Below are 290 nucleotides of genomic sequence, written 5' to 3'. Positions count from 1 at the left end.
CGTAAGGGGAGTTCACATAAAAAGGCTGAGCTTCTGAAGCACTTGAGCTGCCCGCGGTAGGGTAACGAACGTGCCCAAGCCCTACAGTCCCCTGCAGGCGCTGCATGTGTTTTGCTTCGAATACGTCACGCACCAGGCCATTGGCCTTGCGCAGACGGAAACGATTGCTTTCCAGGGTAACAATACCGGCAGCATCCTGGCCACGGTGCTGCAGCACGGTCAGTGCATCATAAATAGACTGGTTAACCGGGGTGTTTCCCACGATTCCGACAATACCACACATGTCCTAA

1 pseudogene is annotated in these 290 nt (G+C 54.5%); it reads right to left on the bottom strand.

What is annotated here, in order from left to right:
* Positions 1-283, bottom strand: a pseudogene (locus ACYP03_RS25660) (amidophosphoribosyltransferase); the annotation flags it as partial.
* Positions 284-290: the final 7 nt, after the last annotated feature.

Source organism: Photobacterium sp. R1 (assembly GCF_054600795.1).
This window is presented reverse-complemented; position numbering and strand designations above follow the sequence as displayed.